14 protein-coding genes are annotated in these 18,451 nt (G+C 69.6%); 6 read left to right on the top strand and 8 right to left on the bottom strand.

Going from position 1 to position 18,451, the window contains the following annotated elements; translation table 11 throughout:
* Positions 1-28: 28 nt before the first annotated feature.
* The 3 genes from JEQ17_RS14750 to JEQ17_RS14740 all read left to right on the top strand — a co-directional run bounded on the left by JEQ17_RS14750 (position 29) and on the right by JEQ17_RS14740 (position 4,355).
* Positions 29-2,356, top strand: a complete 2,328-nt coding sequence (locus JEQ17_RS14750; RefSeq protein WP_200395683.1) for a polysaccharide lyase 8 family protein — start codon at positions 29-31, stop codon at positions 2,354-2,356.
* A 154-nt stretch (positions 2,357-2,510) separates the two neighbouring features.
* Positions 2,511-4,103, top strand: coding sequence for an acyl-CoA carboxylase subunit beta (locus tag JEQ17_RS14745; RefSeq protein ID WP_200395682.1), 1,593 nt, complete (start codon positions 2,511-2,513; stop codon positions 4,101-4,103).
* 60 nt (positions 4,104-4,163) lie between these two features.
* Positions 4,164-4,355, top strand: coding sequence for an acyl-CoA carboxylase subunit epsilon (locus JEQ17_RS14740; RefSeq protein WP_055614000.1), 192 nt, complete (start codon positions 4,164-4,166; stop codon positions 4,353-4,355).
* Positions 4,356-4,611: 256 nt separating this feature from the next.
* Here the strand turns inward: JEQ17_RS14740 and JEQ17_RS14735 are convergent, their stop codons facing one another.
* From JEQ17_RS14735 to JEQ17_RS14700, 8 genes are all read right to left on the bottom strand, one after another.
* On the bottom strand, positions 4,612-5,193 hold the full coding sequence (locus tag JEQ17_RS14735; protein WP_026248371.1) for a GTP-binding protein: 582 nt from the start codon (positions 5,191-5,193) through the stop codon (positions 4,612-4,614).
* Positions 5,174-5,755: a DUF742 domain-containing protein gene (locus JEQ17_RS14730; RefSeq protein ID WP_200395681.1), complete on the bottom strand. Its 582-nt coding sequence runs from the start codon at positions 5,753-5,755 to the stop codon at positions 5,174-5,176. Before JEQ17_RS14730 ends, JEQ17_RS14735 begins: the two co-directional genes overlap by 20 nt.
* A gap of 92 nt (positions 5,756-5,847) precedes the next feature.
* Positions 5,848-6,261, bottom strand: a complete 414-nt coding sequence (locus tag JEQ17_RS14725) for a roadblock/LC7 domain-containing protein (RefSeq protein ID WP_033321188.1) — start codon at positions 6,259-6,261, stop codon at positions 5,848-5,850.
* 10 nt (positions 6,262-6,271) lie between these two features.
* Positions 6,272-9,514: a sensor histidine kinase gene (locus JEQ17_RS14720; RefSeq protein WP_200395680.1), complete on the bottom strand. Its 3,243-nt coding sequence runs from the start codon at positions 9,512-9,514 to the stop codon at positions 6,272-6,274.
* A gap of 386 nt (positions 9,515-9,900) precedes the next feature.
* Positions 9,901-10,476 carry a GTP-binding protein gene (locus JEQ17_RS14715; protein WP_055614002.1) on the bottom strand — a complete coding sequence of 192 codons (576 nt, stop codon included), beginning with the start codon at positions 10,474-10,476 and terminating at the stop codon, positions 9,901-9,903.
* The gene (locus JEQ17_RS14710) at positions 10,457-10,855 is read right to left on the bottom strand and encodes a DUF742 domain-containing protein (RefSeq protein WP_055614003.1); all 399 of its coding nucleotides are present in this window, start codon (positions 10,853-10,855) and stop codon (positions 10,457-10,459) included. The genes JEQ17_RS14715 and JEQ17_RS14710 overlap by 20 nt, the downstream gene beginning before the upstream one ends.
* Positions 10,856-10,974: 119 nt before the next feature.
* Positions 10,975-11,388, bottom strand: coding sequence for a roadblock/LC7 domain-containing protein (locus JEQ17_RS14705; RefSeq protein WP_044471908.1), 414 nt, complete (start codon positions 11,386-11,388; stop codon positions 10,975-10,977).
* A 9-nt stretch (positions 11,389-11,397) separates the two neighbouring features.
* Entirely contained in the window at positions 11,398-15,183 is a 3,786-nt protein-coding gene (locus JEQ17_RS14700) for a sensor histidine kinase (RefSeq protein ID WP_200395679.1), read from the bottom strand.
* Positions 15,184-15,785: 602 nt separating this feature from the next.
* On the opposite strand from JEQ17_RS14700, the gene JEQ17_RS14695 reads away from it, so the two are divergent.
* The 3 genes from JEQ17_RS14695 (at position 15,786) to gltX (ending at position 18,337) form a co-directional block, all read left to right on the top strand.
* Positions 15,786-15,974: a hypothetical protein gene (locus tag JEQ17_RS14695; protein ID WP_186001304.1), complete on the top strand. Its 189-nt coding sequence runs from the start codon at positions 15,786-15,788 to the stop codon at positions 15,972-15,974.
* Between the two features lie 106 nt (positions 15,975-16,080).
* Positions 16,081-16,869 (top strand): fumarylacetoacetate hydrolase family protein, encoded by a 789-nt coding sequence (locus JEQ17_RS14690; protein ID WP_200395678.1) that lies wholly within the window; start codon positions 16,081-16,083, stop codon positions 16,867-16,869.
* Complete coding sequence (gene gltX / locus JEQ17_RS14685; protein ID WP_200395677.1) at positions 16,862-18,337, top strand: glutamate--tRNA ligase; 1,476 nt, start codon at positions 16,862-16,864, stop codon at positions 18,335-18,337. Before JEQ17_RS14690 ends, gltX begins: the two co-directional genes overlap by 8 nt.
* Positions 18,338-18,451 lie beyond the last annotated feature (114 nt).

Here is an 18,451-nt window from a genome sequence, read left to right as displayed (position 1 = left end):
ACGGACACCTCGGGCACCATCGCCTGGCATGACCCCCACCCGCCGTACGTTCCTTCTGGCAGCGGCGCTCACGGCGAGCCCGGCGCTCATGCCCACCACGTCCGCCCACGCGGCCCGCGACGACGAGTACGACACCCTCCGCCTTCGCTGGCTGGAGATCGCCCTCGGCGCCGGCTACGACCCGGCCACCGAGCCGTACGCCGCCCGCCTCGCCGAGACCGGCGAACTGGCCCGCGGCTTCCGGCAGACGATGGCTCCCACCGCCACCTCGCTCTGGCCCGGCCACCCCTACGACCCGCCGACCGGCATCACCCAGAGCTACAGCCGGCTGTGGACGATGACTCAGGCGTACGTCCAGGAGGGCACCGGCTCCACCGGCGACGCGGGCCTGCGCACGGACATCCTCCGCGGCCTCGACCACCTCTCCGCCACCGTCTACAACCCCTCCACCACCCGCTACGGCAACTGGTGGGAGTGGCAGATCGGCAGCCCCCGCCTGCTCATGGACATCGTGGCCGCCCTCCACAGCGAACTCTCCGCCGCCCAGGTCGCCGCCGCCTGCGCCGCCGTCGACCACTTCATCCCCGACTCGATGCTCCGCGACTACTCGGGCACCTCGACCGGCGCCAACCGCGTCGACCTGTGCCGCTCCGTCGCCCTGCGCGGCATCCTCGGCCGCGCCCCCGAGAAGACCGCGCTCGCCCGGGACGCGCTCTCCCCGGTCTTCCCGTACGTCACGAAGGGGGACGGGCTGTACGCCGACGGGTCGTTCGTCCAGCACACCTGGGTCGCCTACTCGGGAACGTACGGGCAGGTCCTGCTCGACGGACTCGGCCGTCTCTTCGCGCTGCTGGCCGGTTCGACGTGGGAGGTGACCGACGCCAAGAGACAGATCGTCCTCGACAGCGTGGAGGGTGCCTACGCGCCCCTGATCCACGACGGGCTGATGATGGACAGCGTCAACGGGCGTGCCATCAGCCGCGGTTACCTCAGGAGCGACGACCGCCACATCATGCGCAGCGACCACTTCCACGGACAGGCGCTGATCGCCGCGATCGCGCTCCTCGCCCAGGGCGCGAGCGCGGCGGAGCGCGAGCGCTGGCACGCGAGCGTCAAGGGCTGGATCGAACGGGACACCGTCACACCCCTCCTGACGGCACCCCAGTTCGGCGTCGGCGACCTGGCCCGGCTGCACGCGGTCGCCGGCTCGGCGGTCGAGGCCGCGCCCGAACCGGTCGGCCACCGCCTCTTCGCCGCCATGGACCGGGCCGTCCACCGCCGCCCCGGTTTCACCGCGAACATCGCCATGGCGAGCGACCGGATCGCGTACTACGAGTGCGGCAACGGCGAGAACCCGCGCGGCTGGCACACGGGCGCCGGAATGCTCTATTGGTGGGCCGACAGCCTCGGCGTCCCGCCCGATCAGTACACGGACTGGTACTGGCCGACCGTCGACTGGTACCGGCTCCCCGGCACGACCGTGTCCACCAAGCGGCTCGCCGACAAGGCCGGCGGGGAGTGGGGCGAGCCCAAGCCCGCCGTGCGCTGGGTCGGCGGGGTGACCGACGGGGAGTTCGCGGCCGTCGGACAACACCTCTTGGGCCTCGGGTCGACTCTGGAGGCCCGCAAGTCCTGGTTCTGTCTCGCGGACTCGATCGTCTGCCTGGGCGCGGGCATCACGGCCACCGACGGCGTCCCGGTCGAGACGGTCGTCGACAACCGCAACCTGGGGGAGGGCGGCACGCAGACCCTCGTACGGGGTCCCGGGTGGGCGCACCTCGAAGGCCACGGCGGCTGGGTGGTCCTGGACCGGTCCGCCCTGCGCACCCTGCGCGAGGACCGCACCGGCGCCTGGTCCGACATCAACACCACCAGCACCACCGAACGCCGCACCCGCCGCTGGCAGACCCTCTGGCTCGACCACGGCACGGACCCGGTGGACGCCACGTACGCGTACGCCGTCCTGCCCGGCGCCTCGCGCCGCATGGTCGCAGCCCGCGCGGCCGACCCCGGCCGGCTGTCGGTCCTTGCCAACGACTCCGGCCGCCAGGCCGTGACCGTGCCCTCCCTGGGCCTGACCGCCGCCAACTTCTGGCGGGCGGGCAGGGCGGGCCAGCTCACCGCCTCGGCCCCCGCGAGCGTGCTCGTACGCCGCCGCGGCCGCACCGCTACCCTCTCCGTCAGCGAACCGTCGCGCACCGGAGAGGCCCTGGAGATCGTCTGGGACTGTCCCGTACGCCGGGTCGTGCGCGCCGGTCCCGGGGTCGAGGTGCTCGCCACCGGGCGCCGTCTGAGGGTGCGTGTCACTCCGGGGATGGCATGCGCCACGCATGAATGTGAGGTGGCTCTCAGCTGACGGCTTTGTGTGACCCCTACAAGCCACACGCCCTCTGAGCAGTCGGATCGCCTGCATGCGGTCATGGTTCTGTTCAGGGGTACCAGTAAAACGGGCCGGAGACTGTACGGAGTCGACGGCCCGCTTTCCTTGGTGGGCTTCGTAAGGTCGCTACATGACCGTTTTGGACGAGACCGGATCCTCGGCAGGCGAACCGACCGACGCCCGCGGGCGCGTGGCCGAACTGCACGCGATCCGTGCGGAGGCTCTTCGCGGACCCAGTGACAAGGCGACCGCGGCGCAGCACGCCAAGGGCAAGCTGACCTCCCGGGAGCGGATCGAGCTTCTGCTGGACACCGGCTCGTTCAACGAGGTCGAGCAGTTGCGCCGGCACCGGGCGACCGGGTTCGGCCTGGAGACCAAGAAGCCGTACACGGACGGTGTGATCACCGGCTGGGGCACGGTGGAGGGCCGCACGGTCTTCGTGTACGCGCACGACTTCCGGATCTTCGGCGGCGCCCTGGGCGAGGCCCACGCCACGAAGATCCACAAGATCATGGACATGGCCATCGCGGCCGGTGCCCCGCTGGTCTCGCTGAACGACGGTGCGGGCGCCCGGATCCAGGAGGGCGTCAGCGCGCTCGCCGGGTACGGCGGCATCTTCCAGCGCAACACCCGCGCCTCCGGCGTGATCCCGCAGATCTCCGTGATGCTCGGCCCGTGCGCGGGCGGCGCGGCCTACAGCCCGGCCCTGACGGACTTCGTGTTCATGGTCCGCGAGACCTCGCAGATGTTCATCACGGGCCCCGACGTCGTCAAGGCGGTCACCGGCGAGGAGATCACCCAGAACGGCCTGGGCGGCGCGGACGTGCACGCCGAGACGTCCGGGGTGGCGCACTTCGCGTACGACGACGAGGAGACGTGCATCGCGGAGGTCCGCTACCTCCTGTCGATGCTCCCGCAGAACAACCGCGAGAACCCCCCGGTGACCCACTCCGAGGACGAGGCCGACCGCCGCTCGGACGTGCTGCTGGACCTGGTCCCGGCGGACGGCAACCGTCCGTACGACATGACCAAGGTCATCGAGGAGCTCGTCGACGACGGCGACTACCTGGAGATCCACGAGCGCTGGGCCCGCAACATCATCTGCGCGCTGGCCCGTCTCGACGGCCAGGTGGTGGGCATCGTCGCCAACCAGCCGCAGAGCCTGGCCGGGGTGCTGGACATCGAGGCGTCGGAGAAAGCTGCGCGTTTCGTCCAGATGTGCGACGCTTTTAACATCCCGATCGTCACTCTGCTGGATGTTCCGGGCTTCCTTCCGGGTGTCGATCAGGAACACGGCGGCATCATCCGCCACGGCGCGAAGCTCCTCTACGCCTACTGCAACGCGACCGTGCCGCGGATCTCACTGATCCTGCGCAAGGCCTACGGCGGCGCGTACATCGTCATGGACAGCCAGTCCATCGGCGCGGACCTCACCTACGCGTGGCCCACCAACGAGATCGCCGTGATGGGCGCCGAGGGCGCCGCGAACGTCATCTTCCGCCGGCAGATCGCCGACGCCGAGGACCCCGAGGCGATGCGCGTCCGCATGGTCAAGGAGTACAAGTCCGAGCTGATGCACCCCTACTACGCGGCCGAACGCGGTCTGGTCGACGACGTCATCGACCCCGCCGAGACCCGAGAGGTCCTGATCCGCTCCCTGGCGATGCTCCGCACGAAGCACGCGGACCTGCCCTCCCGCAAGCACGGAAACCCGCCGCAGTAGTAACTCGACGGACCCATCGCGGCAACCCCGCGGACCCCTCTCTCACGGAGACTCACACACATGGACATCCCTGATATTCGCGTCGAGAAGGGCCACGCCGAGCCCGAGGAAGTCGCCGCCATCACGGCCATCCTCCTGGCCCGCGCCGCCTCCGCCCCGGCCGCGGCCCCGACCCACCGAGGCCGAGCGAAGGCAGGCTGGCGCCGCCTGGAACGAGAGCCCGGCTTCCGCGCTCCGCACAGCTGGCACTGAGTCTTTGTGAAAGGGCCCCCTCCACGCCGGAGGGGGCCCTTTCGCGTGTGTGTCGGCTGCGGGTGGGTGGGGGCTGGTCGCGCAGTTCCCCGCGCCCCTCAAGGACAAGGGGCAGACCGGTGTTTTTAAGGGGCGCGGGGACCTGCGCGAGCAACCACGACGCACCCGCAGCCGAAGACGTACCTGGAGCCCGAACACAAAGGGGGCCCCTCCCAAAAGGAAGGGGCCCCCTTTTCGTTCGGCTGAGCGCCGTCGGCTACCGCAGGCGGGCCATCAACGCATGTTCCACCAGGGTGATGAGCGCCGACTTGGCGTCCGCGCGGTGGCGGGCGTCCGTGGTGATGATCGGGGTGTCGGGCCCGATCTGGAGCGCCTCCCGGACCTCGTCCGGGTTGTACGGCTGGTTGCCGTCGAAGCCGTTCAGGGCGATCACGAACGGCAGTCCGCTGTTCTCGAAGTAGTCGACCGCGGGGAAGCAGTCGGCGAGACGGCGGGTGTCGACCAGGACGATCGCGCCGATCGCGCCGCGTACCAGGTCGTCCCACATGAACCAGAAACGGTCCTGGCCGGGCGTACCGAACAGGTACAGGATCAGGTCCTGGTCCAGGGTGATACGGCCGAAGTCCATGGCCACCGTGGTGGTGGTCTTGTCTCCCGTGTGGGTGAGGTCGTCGATGCCCGCCGAAGCGGACGTCATGACGGCCTCGGTACGCAGCGGGTTGATCTCCGAGACGGCCCCGACGAACGTGGTCTTGCCCACGCCGAAGCCGCCCGCCACCACGATCTTCGCGGACGTGGTGGAGCGGGAAGGCCCTCCGCTAGAGCTTGCGAAGTCCACTGAGCACCCTTTCGAGCAAAGTCACGTCTGGCTGACCGCCGGCGTTCTCGTCGCCGCCGGGCTGATGGATGGCGACCAGGCCCGCCTCCGCCAAGTCGGCGACGAGGATCCTGGCCACGCCGAGAGGGATCGTCAGGAGGGCCGAGATTTCGGCCACCGACTTGATCTCCCGGCAGAGGTTGCAGATCCGCTGATGCTCGGGCAGCTGGCCCTGCATCTGGTGCGGCTGCGCGGTGGTGTGCACCAGTGCCTCGATGGCGAGCTGATACCGAGGCCTGGTGCGGCCGCCCGTCATGGCGTAGGGGCGGACCAGCGGGTTGCTGGCGCCCCCCGCGGGCGACGGTTCGGGAGAGCGCCGCTGCGGCTGCACGGGCTGGATGCGCGGCGCCGACGGCTGGTCGTACGGGGAGGGCCCGGGGCCCTGGGGTGCGTAGGGCTGTTGGCGCCGCGGAGACGGTGCGGAGGGGAAGTTGTACCGGTTCGGCGAGTCGTTCCCGCCCTGGCCCTGGCCAGGGCCATAGGACCAGTTGCCCGAAGACGAACCGCCTGGGGGTGTTGCCACTTTCTCCTCCTCCGACTGTGCCGGGCCCATCAATGTGGAGCCGCGTCCCGAAACCTTAAGGCCACGGGACGCCAAAAAGCATCGCTTGTCTGCTAGTTGAGAAGGCTCCCCTGGAGCTCCGCACGCAGATCAGGCGTCAGGACCGTACCGGCACGGTCCACCAGAAGGGCCATCTCGTACCCGACGAGACCGATGTCCGCTTCCGGATGTGCGAGTACTGCGAGCGACGATCCATCGGAAATGGACATGATGAACAGGAATCCCCGCTCCATCTCCACAACCGTCTGATTCACGCTCCCGCCCTCGAAGATGCGGGACGCGCCCGCGGTCAGCGAGGTGAGACCCGACGCGACGGCCGCCAGCTGGTCGGCACGGTCACGCGGGAACCCTTCGGACATCGCCAGAAGGAGTCCGTCGGCGGAGACCACCACCGTGTGGGACACCCCGGGGGTGTTGTCCACGAAGTTGGTGATCAACCAGTTCAGGTTCTGCGCCGCCTGGCTCATCGGGCTCACACTAACGCTCCTGGTTGTAGGTGCTGTCAGGACCGAAGCCCTGGCCGTTCGTTTCGCTTCCTGCGTTACGCCCCCTCTGGACCCCTCGGCGCAGGTTGCTCAGCCTGCCCCGGACGTCCTCGGGAGCGCGGGAGACCTGGGGGCCGCCCTGTGGGGTCGATTCCGCGGTGCCCTCGACCAGATTGGCCTTGGGCACACGCCTCGGCAGGCCGGAGGAGGTGACCCCGCCCGCCTTGGGCTTCTTCAGCTGCTCGGCGCGCTGCCACATCTGGTCGTTGTTCGACCGCCAGTCGCCCTTGCCGCCGCTCGAGTTGCCGTCGTTGCCGCCACCGAAGGGAGCCGGCGATTCCTGGCCCACGGACTGCTGGCCGCCCGCGCTCGCGGTGGAGCCGCGGCGGGGAAGCCCGGCGTCGGTGGATCCGCGGCGCGGAAGCCCGGCGTCGGTCAGCGCGTGGGCGGCGGGAGAGGCCGTTCCCGGACGCTCGAAGCCTACGCGGTCCTGCTCGGCCACGTCAGCGGCCTGCACGGGTTCCGCTTCGGGAGCGTACTCGGAACGGTAGCCGTTCTGGTACGTGTCCTGCTGCGGCCAGTCGTCCTGGTAGGACTGCTCCTCGAAGGCCGAGAAGCTGTCCCGCGCGGGAGCGTGGGCCGGCTGGGGCTCCTCCTGGACGGGCTCCGCATAGGGGGTTTCCGGGTACCCGCCATTGGCCGGGAAGTACGTCTCGTCGTACGACGCCTGCTGCGGCTCCTCGTACGGCGTCTGCTGGTCGTACGCGGGCGCCTCGCTGTACGCGGCCGCGCCGTTGTCGTACGCCGCTGCGCCGTTGTCGAAGGCCTGCTGACCGTTGTCGTAGCCCTGCTGCGGGTCGAACTCGCCGTTGAACGACGGGGACGCGCCCTCCAGCTCGCCGTGCGTCTGGGCCTCCAGGGCCGCCCGGCGCTCCTCACGCATCAGCGAACGGCCCACGGGGTCCAGCTCGCGTATGTCGTCCGGGACCTCGGCGTAGCGGCTGTCGTCGAAGCCCAGCTCCGCGGCCGTACGCATCGGCTGCTGGCCGGCGCTCTGGAACTCCTCGCCGCCGAAGGGCTGCTGCTCCGGGATGATCTGCGAGACGGTGAACTCGTCGCGCTGCGGTGCCTGCTCGCCGCCACCACCGTGCGTGATGATGTCGGGCAGCATGACGAGCGAGGTCGTACCGGCCTGCTCGCCCGAGGGACGCAGCTGGACGCGGATGCCGTGCCGGTCGGACAGCCGGCCGACCACGAACAGACCCATGCGCTGCGAGATCGCGGCGTCGACGGTCGGCGGGTTGGCCAGCTTGTGGTTGATGTCCGCGAAGTCCTCGGCGGTGAGGCCGATGCCCTTGTCGTGGATCTCGACCATGATGCGGCCGTCCGGGAGACGGGTCGCGGTGACGCGGACCTTGGTCTGCGGCGAGGAGAACGTGGTCGCGTTCTCCAGGAGCTCGGCCAGCAGGTGCACGAGGTCGGTGACCGCGCGGCCGTGGATCTCGGCCTCCGGTACGCCGGAGAGCTCGATGCGCTCGTACTGCTCCACCTCGGAGGAGGCGGCGCGCAGCACGTCGACCAGCGGGACCGGCTGGTCCCAGCGGCGGCCAGGCTCCTCGCCGGCGAGGACCAGGAGGTTCTCGCCGTTGCGGCGCATACGGGTCGCGAGGTGGTCCAGCCGGAAGAGGTTCTCCAGCTGGTCCGGGTCGGCCTCGTTGTTCTCCAGCTCGGTGATGAGGGTCAGCTGGCCCTCGATCAGGGACTGGTTGCGGCGCGACAGGTTGGTGAAGATCGCGTTGATGTTTCCACGGAGCAGGGCCTGCTCGGCGGCCAGTCGTACGGCCTCGCGGTGGACCTGGTCGAAGGCGCGGGCGACCTCGCCGATCTCGTCCGTGGTGGTGATCGGGATGGGCGTGACCCGGGTGTCGACCCGGCCCGGGTCGGTGCGCGAGAGCTGGTCGACCAGCATCGGCAGGCGCTGCTCGGCGACACCGAAGGCCGCGTTGCGCAGCTGGCGCATCGAGCGGCTCATCTGGCGTGCCATGAGGCCGGCGATGATGAAGGCGGCGAGCAGGGCCACGATGACGATGGCGCCGTTGACGAAGGCGTCGCGCTGGGCGTCGGTGGCGATGTCGCCCGCGTCGCTCACCGCCCGGTTGATGAGCTCCTGCTCGACCTCGCTGTAGCCGTCGAACTTGAGGGTGGAGGCCGCCATCCAGGTCTCGGGCGTGACGCCCTGCTGGGCCAGGTCGCTGGGGGAGGCCCCGGTGGCGATGGCCTGGATCATGCCGGTCATGGAGGGCGGGGCCTTGTAGGTGCCGCCGGCCGCCTCGGTCTTGCTCTTGGCCTCGGCGGCGAGCTTCTTGCCGTCGGCCTCCTTCTCGGCCATGACCTGCTTGAGACGCGCCGCGTCCTGCGCCGTACCGCCGGAGACGTACTCCTGGACGGCCACGTTCTCGAGATAGGCGTACGACGTGAAGGCCGTGACCTGCTGCCTGCGGATCTTCTCGTTGCTGCTGGGCTTCACCAGGAGGTGCATGCCGATCGAGCGCTGCAGCGAGGCGGCACCCTTCGACAGGGCGACGGCGTACACGGTGCGGCCGTAGCTCGTGATGTTGCCCGTGCCGAGGCCCAGCTCGTTCGAGAACTCCATGAGGAGGTGCTCGACGGTGACGTAGCCCTCTTCGGTCTTCGTCGGGTCCATCGCGGTGGTGAAGGCGGTCTTGCGGACCTGGGGCAGCGTCGGCTCGGCCTGCTCCACCAGGTTCAGCCGGCGCTCCAGGCCCTGACCGGCCGGCATTCCGACGACTTCCTTGTGGAACGCGTCCTGCTTCGCGTCCGTGAAGGCGCGGGCCTGCTTGACCGTCGCGTTGTCGCGGTCGCCCTCCAGCAGCGGCTGGGCGGAGACGTCACGTTCGTTGAGGAGCGCCTCGGCGTACTGCCCGGCCGCGTCGACGATCTTGGCGACCTTCTCCGCGTCCTGCGCCTCCTGCCAGGTGTCGATGGAGCTCTTCACCTGGAAGCCGCCCATGACGAGCCCGACGATCACGGGTATGAGGAGAATGGCGTTCAGCCTGGTCGGCACACGCCAGTTGCGCGGGGACAGACGTCCGCCGCTCTTCGGGGGTGGGGCCGCCGGCTCCGAGCCGGACACATGTGCGGGTGCCGCTCCGCGCGGCGGCGGGGTGAAGTTGCCCCGTGCCGACGGCTCGGGACCGTTCTTGCTACGCCTCACTCGACCAACAACCTCTCGGCGTGTGCACCTTCGTCGTGCCGCGTGTGTCTTCCGGCCCTTACTACTGGGCAGTTCTGGCATTCCAGCACGTCAGGGTGTGCTCGTCCAAACACTCGGAACCAAGGATTCCGAGTGATGTAAGCCCTAGATAAAACGGTCATAAAGAGCGAGCCCCGCCAAAAGGCGGGGCCTTTGTGAGCACAGCGGCATCAGACGACCGCGACGCGTGTCGGTGCCACTCGATATCTCTGTCGAAACGTTATGAACACCAAGGCCGACCGTGTCAAACGACACAGCCGGCTCCAGTGCGTCTACGACAACTGCCGTACGGCGTTGCCAACTTGTGTGCCAGGCCTGCCAGGACATAGCCCTTCGCACGACGATCCCTAGCGCAGACGAGCCATCAAGGCGTGCTCGACCAGGGTGATCAGCGCCGACTTGGCGTCCGCGCGGTGGCGGGCGTCCGTCGTGATGATCGGGGCGTCCGGGCCGATCTGCAGGGCCTCGCGGACCTCGTCGGGGGTGTACGGCTGGTGTCCGTCGAAGCCGTTCAGGGCTATGACGAACGGCAGTCCGCTGTTCTCGAAGTAGTCGACCGCGGGGAAGCAGTCGGCGAGACGGCGGGTGTCCACGAGCACGACGGCACCGATCGCGCCGCGTACCAGGTCGTCCCACATGAACCAGAAACGGTCCTGGCCGGGCGTACCGAACAGGTACAGGATCAGGTCCTGGTCCAGGGTGATACGGCCGAAGTCCATGGCGACGGTGGTCGTCGTCTTGTCCCCGGTGTGGGTGAGGTCGTCGATGCCCGCCGAGGCGGACGTCATGACGGCCTCGGTGCGCAGCGGGTTGATCTCGGAGACGGCACCCACGAACGTGGTCTTGCCGACGCCGAAGCCACCCGCCACCACGATCTTCGCGGAGGTGGTCGCCCGACCTCCGTCAGAGCTTGCGAAGTCCACTGAGCACCCTTTCGAGCAGTGTCACGTCCGGGGCGCCGCCATTGCTCTCGTCGCCACCCGGCTGGTGGATCGCGACGAGTCCGGCCTCCGCGAGGTCCGCGACGAGAATCCGTGCCACGCCCAGGGGCATGGACAGCAGGGCCGACACCTCGGCCACCGACTTCACCTCACGGCAGAGGTGGCAGATCCGCTGGTGCTCCGGGAGCAGCCCCATCAGCTGCGCCGGGTCGGCCGTTGTGCTGATCAGTGCCTCTATGGCGAGCTGGTAGCGCGGCCGGGTCCGGCCGCCGGTCATCGCGTACGGACGTACCAGCGGCTGGTCGCCCTCATCCTCGTACGGCTGTGCGTACGGATCATGAGAGGCGGTGGGCGGGGTCATTGATCCTCCGGGCGGGACAGCAGGTCGGTCAGTCGTGCCGTCTGACGGGGCCGGTGGGGGGAGGGCGGCCGACGGATTGTGCGGACGTTCGGTGAAATTCGGACGTACGTAAAACCTGACTAGTGAAGCAGGCTGCCCTGAAGTTCGGCCCGCAGATCCGGCGTGAGCACCGCACCCGCACGGTCGACGAGCAGAGCCATCTCGTATCCGACAAGGCCGATGTCGCAGTCCGGGTGGGAGAGGACCGCGAGGGACGATCCGTCCGAGACGGACATCAGGAAGAGGAAGCCGCGTTCCATCTCGACGACCGTCTGGGCGACGGTGCCGCCCTCGAAGATCCGGGAGGCACCGGCCGTGAGTGAAGTGAGTCCGGAGGCGACGGCCGCGAGCTGGTCGGCGCGGTCGCGCGGAAAGCCCTCGGACATCGCCAGAAGGAGTCCGTCGGCGGAAACGACGACGGTGTGGGACACCCCGGGGGTGTTGTCAACGAAGTTGGTGATCAACCAGTTGAGGTTCTGTGCCGCCTGGCTCATCTGGCTCAACTAACGCTCCTGCTGGTGAGTGGGGCTGGGGAAGCTGCCGGTCTGGCCGTTGCCGGCCTGCCGGCCCTGCTGGATGCCCCTACGAAGATTGGTCAGCCGGCCGCGTACGTCATCGGGCGCACGCGAGACCTGCGGACCGGTTTGGTGCTGTTGCTGCTGAGCCGTCCCCGCGACGAGGTTCGCGCGGGGGACCCGGCGCGGCAGACCCGAGACGGTCACGCCACCCGCGGAGGGCTGGCGTACCCGCTCGGCCTGCCGGCCGAGTTCGTCATTGGGGGTGGTCCGCCAGGAGGCGGACCCTGATGCGGCGGGCGCCGGACGCTGCGGTGCCGCGGGAGCAGCCTGTGCGGGCTGCTGCTGCGGTGCCTGCTCGCCGTTGCCCGCCTGGGCCTGGTTGAACCAGTTGGTCTCCAGGGTGTCGTACAGCGGTGTACGCCCGTCACCGGGACCCGTCGCCGGCGGCAGTGCCTCGGGCTCCTGGGGGAGCGCGGGACGCCGACGCGACTGCGGACGCTGGGGGCGGGAGCCGTTGGTGCCGTTCGAGCCATTGGCGCCGGGACGCTCGAACTGCCCGGTGCCGCCGCCCTGCCGCTCGCCGTGGTTCGGCGCCGGGAACTGGCCGGTGTGGCTCTGCTGAACGTCCTGACCCGGTGCCGCGTACTGACCGGTGGAACCACCGTCGTAGCCGGGCATCGGGAACTGGCCGGTGGCGGCGGGGTCCTGGCGGTTGTACTGGCCGCCCGCGGACGGGTTCTGGCCGGCGCCGGAAGGATTCGGCGTACCGAAGACGTCCGGGCGGACGAACTGTCCGTTGCCCTGCTGCGCACCCGCGCCGGAACGCGGGGCGTCGTAGTCCGGCCGCGGGTACTCGCCCGTGGAACCGGCACCCTGACGGTCGTCGATCCGCGGGAACTCCGAGGTGGACGCGGGTCCACCCGGTCCCTGCCGGTCGTTGATCCGGGGCATCTGCGAGGTGGCGTCCGGCTCTTCGTGGCCGCGCGGGGCGTCCATCGAGGAACGCGGCACCGGCGGCTGCGCGTTGTCGTCGCTCCAGCTGGGCACCCGCGGCTGCGGGTTTCCGCCGGGCAGCTCGGCACGCGGACCACCGCGCGGCGGCAGCTGCGGCTGCTGGGGCGGACGGCGGCCCTGGTCGCCACCGGTCGGACGCTGCTGGGGCTGCGGGGGCACGGGGCCGCGGTTGTTGCCGCCCATCGTGTCCTGGCGTCCGCCGCCGAATGCGTCCTGCCGGCCGGAGTCGTTGCCGCCGAAGTCGTTGAAGGCCTGCGGGGCACCGGCACCGGCCGGGGCCGGCCTGCCCTGCGGGGGCTGCTGGGGGCCACGCGATCCACCCGGTCCGCCCGGGCGGCCGCCCGCGTCCGGCCTGGGCAGCGCGGCACGCGCTCCGGTGCCGGCACCGACCTGGCCGCGCTGCGGACCGGCGTTGAGCCGTCCGCCGTTGCCGCCGGTGGGAGCACCCGCGCCGAGGGCGGGACCGCCTCCGGCGCCGCCCCGGCGGGCCGCCGCGACACCGGCCGCGGCCTGCGCGGCGGCGGGGCCGCCGCTGTTGGGAACGCCCTGGCCCTGCTTGTTGCCCGGAACCTTCTTGCCGCCCTGGGCGACATCGACGGGCAGCATGACCAGCGCGGTCGTACCACCGGAGTCGGACGGGCGGAGCTGGATGCGGATGCCGTGGCGCTGGGACAGCCGGCCGACCACGAACAGACCCATGCGGCGGGAGACCGAGACGTCCACGGTGGGCGGCGAGGCGAGCCGCTCGTTGATCGCCGCGAGGTCCTCGGGCGAGAGGCCGATACCGGTGTCGTGGATCTCGATCAGTACGCGGCCGTCGGGCAGCGCGTGACCGGTGACCTTGACCTTGGTCTGCGGGGAGGAGAACGACGTGGCGTTCTCCAGCAGCTCGGCGAGCAAGTGCACGAGGTCGTTGACCACGCGGCCGGCGACCTCGGTGGTGGGCACCGCCGACAGTTCGATGCGCTCGTACTGCTCCACCTCGGAGGCGGCGGCGCGGAGCACGTCGACCAGCGGGACCGGACGGGTCCAGCGGCGGCCGGGCTCTTCACCGGCGAGGACGAGGAGGTTCTCGCCGTTACGGCGCATGCGGGTCGCGAGGTGGTCGAGCTTGAACAGTGAGGACAGCTGGTCCGGGTCGGCCTCGCGGGACTCCAGTTCGGAGATGAGCGAGAGCTGACGCTGGATGAGGCCCTGGGAGCGGCGCGAGAGGTTGGTGAACATCGCGTTGACGTTGCCTCGCAGAAGGGCCTGCTCGGCGGCGAGTCGTACGGCCTCGCGGTGCACGTCGTCGAAGGCCGCGGCCACCTGGCCGATCTCGTCCTTGGAGTGCACACCGACCGACTCGACGGACGTGTCGACGTCCTGCGGGTCGGACTCGGAGAGCTGCTTGACCAGCTCGGGCAGCCGGTCCTGGGCGACCTTCGTCGCGGTGTCCTGGAGGCGGCGCAGCGAGCGGATCATGGAGCGGGCCACCACGAAGGCGCCGACCAGCGAGACACCGAGCACCAGCAGGATCAGCGCACCGGAGATGATCGCTTCCTGCTCGGCCTCGTTGCGCAGCTCGCGGGCCTTCTGCTCCATCTCGTTGAGCAGCGTGAGCTCGATCTTCGACATTTCCTGGATCTTGGACGAGTCGGCGTCCACCCAGTCCAGGTACGAGCGCTTGTCACGCAGCTGCAGACCGTTCTCACGCCGGAGCACACGCTCCGCGTAGGTGTCGGCCGCCTTGATGGTCGGGCTCGGCTCGTCGAGCGGCTTCGTCAGCTCGCGCGAGTTGCCCTCGTAGATGCTGGCGAAGCTGGTGAGCTCGGCCTTCTGGTTCTCGAAGGCCGAGAGGCCGTACTGCCGGTCGTTCTCGGAGAGATCGCCGTACGTGGCGTCGGTGGCCGGCAGGGCCGCCGCGATGACCGCACGCTGGATGGACGCGTACTCCTTGGCGGTGGAGAAGGCCGCCAGGGCGCGCGTGCGCTGGATCATCTCCGGGTTGCTGGTCGCCTCGGCCATGTCCTGGGAGAGGCCGAGCAGCTGCTCGATCAGCCGGTGGTACGACTCGACCGACTGGGAGGAGTTCTTCTCGTCCTGGAAGGCGTTGTTGCGGATGCCGCTCAGGGTGTTCAGCTGGGTGGCGATGGCCACCACGTTGTCCCGGACGCCGTCGAGGTTCTCGTTGTTGCCCGCGTCGTCGAGCTCGTGGGTGCCTTCCATGAAGGCGGCACGCGCACGGTCCGTCTTGTCGCGGACGCCCTTGACGGTGAAGTCGGACGCCTTCGTGCCGTTGGCGAGCGGACCGGCCGACTTGTCGCGCTCCTCCTGGAGCGCGGCGGCGAGCTCGGTCGCCTGCTTCGTCATGTCGGTCAGCAGCTTCATGTTCTCGAGCTGCTGGATCTCGTCCATCGTGTCGCTGATGCGCAGGGCGCCCAGCGAGGTGGCGGCGACCACGGGCAGCGCGAGCAGCGACACCAGACGCGTGGAGATGCGCCAGTTGCGCAGAGCTATTCGCGAGCCGGGGCCACTGGGGTTCTTGGCCTTGGGCGGTGCGGCGGGCGGGGCCCCCGGGCCACCGGTCACCGCGGTCGGACCGCCCTTGCCCTGGGCACCCTTGGGCGCACCGGGGCGCGAAGAGCGCTCACCCCCGTCGCCGGCCCCTGCCGGTCCTTGGTTCTGGGCGTGCTGGGGCGAGGAACCGGTGCCGGTCCCGCCGTGCGGCTCCGGCTCCGCCGAAGCGCTGCCATCCCTCTTGAAACGTCCCTGCACTAGCGTCGCAACCTCTGGACCAGGCGCCTCTCCGCGTGAACGGCGAGACGGTGTCGGCGTCTTGGGAGCGCCCTGAACGCGCCCCCATGTGTGGTCGTGAGTGACCGGCGCAGGCCCCCCTTCCCGCCGCCACTCGGCGCTGCGTTCGCGCCCCTTGCGCGCCGGTTCGATCCCGCGGCGGTTCCGTGGAATTCCAGCACAGTGCCGGATCTCCAACAAGGCCCATGGGTCATGCTGTGACCATCGTGACACCTAGTGAAGGCGGTGTTACGGCATGTGGAAAGCGATTCCGTTTATATCGGACACAGGTGCACGAGTCATTCGCCTGCAAGCGGTGTCCCAGTCGCCATGATCAGGAGCGGAATAGGGGCTTCAGTGGAGCAATGTCCGTTTCGGTAGGGCGAGTTGAGAGTCCACATTGACCGGATTGTCTACCTGTGAGTGAGGAAACTCACACGACGATCACGTCGCCTTCACGCGTTCCACAGGGAAGCGCATGTTTAGCCTGACGCTTTACAGGGATGGCAAATCCGACAACCCGCGCCCGCGCGGCGGTTTCCGAAGCCGCCCGGCGCCCATACCGACAGGGTCCGAAACCGCAGATGAAGACGACGATGATGTTCCTCAACATAGCCAACCCGCGACGCACGACGCTGGCGCACCTCGAGGACGCCGAAGAACTGCGTACGCCGGAGCAGCAGGAGCACTCCGTCGAGCTCCCCGCACAGACCGCCAACCCCCGGCGCACGATCCTGATGGACGCCCCGGTCGCCGCCATGGCGGCGGAGTAACGGTCCCACGCCCCATCCAGCCGCAGTTCCGCGAGGTCGCGCCCCTCTCCCGCGTTAGCCTGGAGCGTCAGACTCCAGCCAGCTCAGTGAGGGGCGCAGGCATCTCGTGCGCATCGCCAGGTTCTCCATCGACGGCAACGTCGCGTTCGGCGCGGTCGAGGGCGAGAGCCCTCCTGGGTCGACCGGCGGGCTCGTGCTCGACATCATCAAGGGCATCCCGTTCACGGACTTCGAGCTCTCCGGCACGAAGGTCCCGCTGAACAAGGTCCGGCTCCTGCCGCCCATGCTCCCCAACAAGGTCGTGGCCTTCGGCCGCAACTACGCGGAGCACGCCAGGGAGATGGGCAACGAGGTGCCCGACGCCCCGTTCGCCTTCTTCAAGCCGTCCACCTCGGTGATCGGCCCCGGCGACGAGATCGCGTACCCCTCCTTCTCCAACGAGGTGCACCACGAGGCCGAGCTGGCCGTCGTCATCGGCCGGATGTGCCGCGAGGTCCCGCGCGAGCGGGTCAAGGACGTCATCCTCGGCTACACCTGCGCCAACGACGTCACCGCACGTGACGTCCAGAAGCGCGAGAAGCAGTGGGCGCGGGCCAAGGGCTTCGACTCCTCCTGCCCGCTCGGCCCCTGGGTAGAGACGGACCTCGACCCGTCCGACCTGACCATCATGTGCACGGTCAACGGCCAACAGCGCCAGCTGGGCCGCACCAGCGAGATGATCCACTCCGTCGAGGACCTGATCGTCAACATCACCGAGGCCATGACGCTGCTCCCCGGCGACGTGATCCTCACGGGCACCCCCGCGGGGGTCGGCCCGCTCACTGTCGGCGACGAGGTCGCCGTCACCATCGAAGGCATCGGCACTCTCACCAACAAGGTGATCAAGCGTGGCTAACGCGACCGTCCGCGTACGTTTCTGTCCGTCCCCGACCGGCAACCCCCACGTGGGCCTGGTCCGCACCGCCCTGTTCAACTGGGCGTTCGCCCGGCACAACGAGGGCACCCTGGTCTTCCGCATCGAGGACACCGACGCGGCCCGCGACTCCGAGGAGTCGTACGGCCAGCTGCTCGACTCGATGCGCTGGCTGGGCTTCGACTGGGACGAGGGCCCCGAGGTCGGCGGCCCGCACGAGCCGTACCGCCAGTCGCAGCGGATGGACATCTACCGCGATGTGGCGGCCAAGCTCCTGGAGGCGGGCCGCGCCTATCACTGCTACTGCTCCACGGAGGAGCTGGACGCCCGCCGCGACGCCGCCCGCGCCGCCGGCAAGCCGTCCGGCTACGACGGCCACTGCCGCGAGCTGACCGCCGAGCAGAAGGCCGCGTACGAGGCCGAGGGCCGCGCCCCCATCGTCCGCTTCCGCATGCCCGACGAGACGATCACCTTCAGGGACCTGGTCCGCGGCGAGATCACGTACCTCCCGGAGAACGTCCCGGACTACGGGATCGTACGAGCCAACGGAGCCCCGCTCTACACGCTCGTGAACCCCGTCGACGACGCCCTGATGGAGATCACCCACGTCCTGCGCGGCGAGGACCTGCTCTCCTCCACCCCGCGCCAGATCGCCCTCTACAAGGCGCTCGCCGAGCTGGGCGTCGCCAAGTCGGTGCCCGCCTTCGGGCACCTGCCGTACGTGATGGGCGAGGGCAACAAGAAGCTCTCCAAGCGCGACCCGTCGTCCTCGCTGAACCTCTACAGGGAGCGCGGTTTCCTCCCGGAGGGCCTGCTCAACTACCTCTCCCTGCTCGGCTGGTCGCTCTCCGCCGACCAGGACATCTTCTCGATGGACGAGATGGTCGCGGCCTTCGACGTCACGGACGTGAACCCGAACCCGGCCCGCTTCGACCTCAAGAAGGCCGAGGCGATCAACGCCGACCACATCCGCCTGCTCGACGTGAAGGACTTCGCCGAGCGCTGCGCCCCCTGGCTGAAGGCCCCCTTCGCGCCCTGGGCGCCCGAGGACTTCGACCAGGCCCAGTGGGACGCGATCGCCCCGCACGCCCAGACCCGCCTCAAGGTCCTCTCCGAGATCACGGACAACGTCGACTTCCTGTTCCTGCCGGAGCCGGCCTTCGACGAGGCGTCCTGGACGAAGGCCATGAAGGAGGGCAGCGACGCGCTGCTCCGTACGGCCCGCGAGAAGCTGGACGCGGCCGACTGGACCTCGCCCGACTCCCTCAAGGAGGCCGTCCTGGCCGCCGGCGAGGAGCACGGCCTCAAGCTCGGCAAGGCGCAGGCCCCGGTCCGCGTCGCCGTCACGGGCCGCACGATCGGCCTGCCGCTCTTCGAGTCCCTGGAGATCCTGGGCAAGGAGAAGACGCTGGCCCGTATCGACGCGGCGCTGGCGAAGCTGACCGCCTAGGCGCACGGCCACACAGCGCACACACAGAGGGGCGGCGTCCGGTTCGGGCGCCGCCCCTCTCGCGTACACGGAGTCGACACCCGGAGTTCACCCCTCCGGCCAACTCCCGCTCTC

The organism is Streptomyces liliifuscus (assembly GCF_016598615.1).
In the GTDB taxonomy this organism is placed as follows: domain Bacteria; phylum Actinomycetota; class Actinomycetes; order Streptomycetales; family Streptomycetaceae; genus Streptomyces; species Streptomyces liliifuscus.
The sequence above is the reverse complement of the archived record's forward strand: the minus strand, read 5'-3'. Positions and strand labels throughout refer to the sequence as shown.